This is a genomic window from Acinetobacter sp. YH16032, assembly GCF_013417345.1.
In the GTDB taxonomy this organism is placed as follows: Bacteria; Pseudomonadota; Gammaproteobacteria; order Pseudomonadales; family Moraxellaceae; genus Acinetobacter.
Genome location: NZ_VPEE01000078.1, coordinates 1 through 3,803, shown reverse-complemented (window position 1 = coordinate 3,803; position 3,803 = coordinate 1). Strand labels below are relative to the sequence as shown.

The 3,803-nt window shown below is 36.4% G+C and carries 4 protein-coding genes and 1 pseudogene; 3 read left to right on the top strand and 2 right to left on the bottom strand.

The window, feature by feature from the left end; all coding sequences use genetic code 11:
• Positions 1 to 172, bottom strand: a pseudogene (locus FTV32_RS15980) (aspartyl/asparaginyl beta-hydroxylase domain-containing protein); the annotation flags it as partial.
• A gap of 311 nt (positions 173 to 483) precedes the next feature.
• On the opposite strand from FTV32_RS15980, the gene FTV32_RS15975 reads away from it, so the two are divergent.
• From FTV32_RS15975 to FTV32_RS15965, 3 genes are all read left to right on the top strand, one after another.
• The gene (locus FTV32_RS15975; protein WP_180029090.1) at positions 484 to 1,602 is read left to right on the top strand and encodes a transposase; all 1,119 of its coding nucleotides are present in this window, start codon (positions 484 to 486) and stop codon (positions 1,600 to 1,602) included.
• 161 nt (positions 1,603 to 1,763) lie between these two features.
• Entirely contained in the window at positions 1,764 to 2,171 is a 408-nt protein-coding gene (locus FTV32_RS17800; protein ID WP_174660747.1) for a phosphoribosyltransferase, read from the top strand.
• A gap of 302 nt (positions 2,172 to 2,473) precedes the next feature.
• Positions 2,474 to 2,983, top strand: coding sequence for a hypothetical protein (locus FTV32_RS15965; protein ID WP_174660746.1), 510 nt, complete (start codon positions 2,474 to 2,476; stop codon positions 2,981 to 2,983).
• A 55-nt stretch (positions 2,984 to 3,038) separates the two neighbouring features.
• Here FTV32_RS15965 and FTV32_RS15960 read toward each other — a convergent pair whose 3' ends face one another.
• Positions 3,039 to 3,626, bottom strand: coding sequence for a tetratricopeptide repeat protein (locus FTV32_RS15960; protein WP_174660745.1), 588 nt, complete (start codon positions 3,624 to 3,626; stop codon positions 3,039 to 3,041).
• Between the last annotated feature and the right edge of the window lie 177 nt (positions 3,627 to 3,803).

The window sequence follows — 3,803 nt, the reverse complement described above, 5'->3', positions numbered from 1 at the left end:
CAATATAAGGCTGACTTGGCACTTTAGAAAACATATACATCAGAAAATTAATCGGCGCGAGCAAAGTCGAGTGATCAAAAAACTGGCGGTAAAATGAGTGACGAACTTTGCCGCGTTGTTGAATATAAAACGCAGAAATGACAAAGATCGCCAGGATAATCCACTTAATCATATGAGGACCTGGTACTTGTAAGCAAAATGCTTAAATCGAGAGAATTTTTTAAACGGCGTAATAATAACATAGTGATCCATTTTGCTTAAATAAACGCCATAGAACACTGCGTTGCAGGAAACAATGTCTTGAAGCTATAAAGTCGATTGACCATTCTGCCCAAAATATCCTTGCATTTTTCTTGAAAAATTCTGCAATTTCTCTATATAGAGGCACTTGCAAAACTCCACAAACAGCCTGAATTAACATTTTTTGAAAAAAGTTGTAGATGTTAAAATGAGCTTCTAAACCAACACCCTAACATCTACAGCATGAATACTACATTAAGCCCTTTTCTCAAACAACGGTTTCAAGCCTTACAATACGAACTTATTCCTTTAGTCGCAGCCGATTTAGACGGCATCAGCTCAAAGCTCGAACGCATTATTCGTGTGCTCGAGTGGAGTGACATCGAATCCTTGGTATACCAATATCAAGGGTGTGCTGTGGGAAGACCTCCTGCTGACCGCTGCGCTTTGGCATGTGCCTTTATTGCAAAAGCTGAACTTGGTATCGTCACCACACGGGGCTTGATTGAACGCCTAGAAGTTGATCGTAGATTGCGGCGAATTTGCGGCTTCAATCTGTATAAAAAACTACCCAGCGAAGGGACATTTAGCCGTGTTTTTGCTGAATTTGCAGCGCGTAAACTAACCACTCGCGTTCATGAGCAGATGGTGAAGTCCAATCTTGCGGATACGTTAATCGGTCATATTAGCCGTGATGCAACCCTGATTCCAGCATGCGAAGGTGTTGAGAAAATAGTTCTCCCTCCTGTTGTAAAACCGCCTGCCAAAAAACGAGGTCGCCCTGCATTCAACTCGCCTAAGACCTTGACCACTAAAATATTAACTGCCATTCAGATTCAACTCACACAGACACTTCCTGAAATGCTCCGAGATTTACCTACGGGCTGTTCTGTTGGCACAAAAACGAACTCAAAAGGGTATTCTGAGAGTACCAAAGGCTACAAGCTTCATTTAGATACAGCATGTTGTGGTGTAGTGATCAGTGCTTATCTGACGGGTGCGGTCGTTCATGATAGTCGTGTTGCCCTGCCGTTATCGTTGATGAGTGAACAGCGTGTTACGGCATGTTATGAGCTGATGGATGCAGGTTATTGTAGTACGGATATTCGAGAGTTTGTGAGATCAAGAGGTCGTGTTCCGTTGATTGATCACAACAAGCGTCAGGGTGAAAAAATAGAATTTTGCAAAGCGGAAGCACAGCGATATAAAACCCGTAGCAGTGCTGAACGCAGTAATGCCCGTTTAAAGGATGAGTTTGGCGGTCGGGTGATTTATTATCGAGGTCACGCTAAGGTGATGAGTCATTTGATGTTTGGTTTGATTGCTCAAACAGCCGATCAATTGATGCGACTTTTGAGGTGACGACAAGGCAATTGATTAAGTGCTTAATGATTGAATATTTGACACAGGTCAACGCATCAGCTTGTTTAAGATATGGAGAAACAAGATGATTGATCCCTAAAATCATAGCGCAACTCGGGTTTGATTAAAAAAAAGCCTCTTTTTTAAGAGGAGCTACAGCTGTGTCGGCTGGGACAATAATTTTGCAAGTTCTTCTTAATAATATCTTTTCTAAAAAAACTATTCTCGAAGTCTATTCTGACCTACAAGATCTTCCATTAACCCCAAAATACAAAAAAGATATCATTGCCTTACGTCGCTCCCTCGAAAGAGATCTAACCAATAATCCCAATAAAGCTTTTTCTATGAAAGAAGTCGCAACAAAGGACAGAATGTTTATTCGTCCTTTGAAAATAGATCCGACTCAAATTGAAAAAGTTACGGAAATGAAAGGAAAATCTATACTTCTTGTCGATGATTTATTGGCAAGTGGTACAACCTTAACAAGTGCTTATAACTTACTTAAAGAAATGGAAATAAGTGAACAAATTGAAGCAATCTGTCTTTTAGGAAAACTGGGCAGTAAATAACTAGAAATCATTCAATGTCACCAAAAATCACTAAAAATCACAAAAGTTAATGTAAACTTTTATTTATAACTGTATACTACAGATAGACCATTCATGTGCTCAATGGTCTTTAAAGATAGGGCTAACGCCCAGAGCCCGGCAGCACCGTCAAGCGAGGTCAGACTGTAAGAGTCAAATATCGTTTATCTAGGCACGGCTAGTAAAGTTTCAAACAAAAAGCTTAATAACTTAAATAAGTTGTTAGGCTTTTTTGTTATTCATAACTATAATTCAAATAAATTCAATATTTTATAAATCTAAGTATGACAATCGTTATATCTATCTCTGTAATTATTGCTTTCATTATTTATCTTAAGCTTTATAACTCACATCCATATTTCTTACTTGATAAAGATGGCGTAATCAAAAAGGAACATCGCAGAACTTTTTGTCATCCATTTATACATTTAGATCCAAATGATTTTAATGATCTCAAATCAATACATCATTCTTACTTTCCTAATGGAAGCTACGAGACTAGATACTATTCATCTGATGGACTAAACAATACCTTATTTATCAAAACTTCAATAGAATTTAATACATATCCAAATGGACAACCATGTGATTTAGTTTTTCCTGTCAACTTTGTGATCCACAAACTAAATGACTCTCCAGAAACGTATATTATGTATTTATCAGAAAGATGCGGCATTAAGGACATGACTCTGAAAGGTGATTTTTATAAAGGATCTCTTTCAAATCTAAAAAAGCACTTTGAATTATGGGAAAAAAAGCAAAAAGAATTTTTAAAAAAGAATCACCATATTTAGCTTGCGAGCATAGCCATTGAAAATATTTTTCATGGCTATGATGTATTTAATTATTTTATTTAACTATATTTTCTTTGTTATATTTTTCAATAAGATACAATGCATCTTTATCACCTTTTAATGCAGAACTTCTCAATAAAGACATTCCCTTAGTTATATCTTGTTTTACAATTATTCCTCTTACATACATTAATCCAAGCTTTGTCTGAGCTGTAATATCACCTTTATTCGCAGCTTGAGTAAAAAGAGAGACTGCTTTTGCGGGGTTCTTAACAACACCATTTCCGAATAAATACATGGTGGCTAGCTCACGTGTGGCTGCTATATCTCCTTTATTGCTAGCTTTTTGATATAAGTTGGCTGCCTTATTTAAATTAACAGATACCCCCATGCCATTTTGATAAATTGCACCAAGCATGAACAGAGCATCTGTATTTTCTTGATTAGCTGCCTTTTCAAACCATTTTATAGCTTCAGCCATATTTTTTTGTACACCTACTCCCTCTTTGTACATAACAGCAAGAGTAAGTTGATCCTCTGCATAGCCTTGCTTAGCTCTTTCAATAATTTCAGCATCAGAAAAAGCATATAAACTTGATGAAAATGAAAGAATTGTAAGGAAAATAAGAAAATATTTATGCACTCGAATACCTAAAAAATGTGAAAATTTGAATAACTCAGTATTTTGAAATACGTACCTTAAGAAATGAAAATTATTTTAACAATAGTCCTTTTAATTGTTGCTTATAACATTGTAGAGCCCAATAGTTTTGGAGGATACCTATTAGTTCTATTAGTTGCAGGATTAATTTCAATTGGT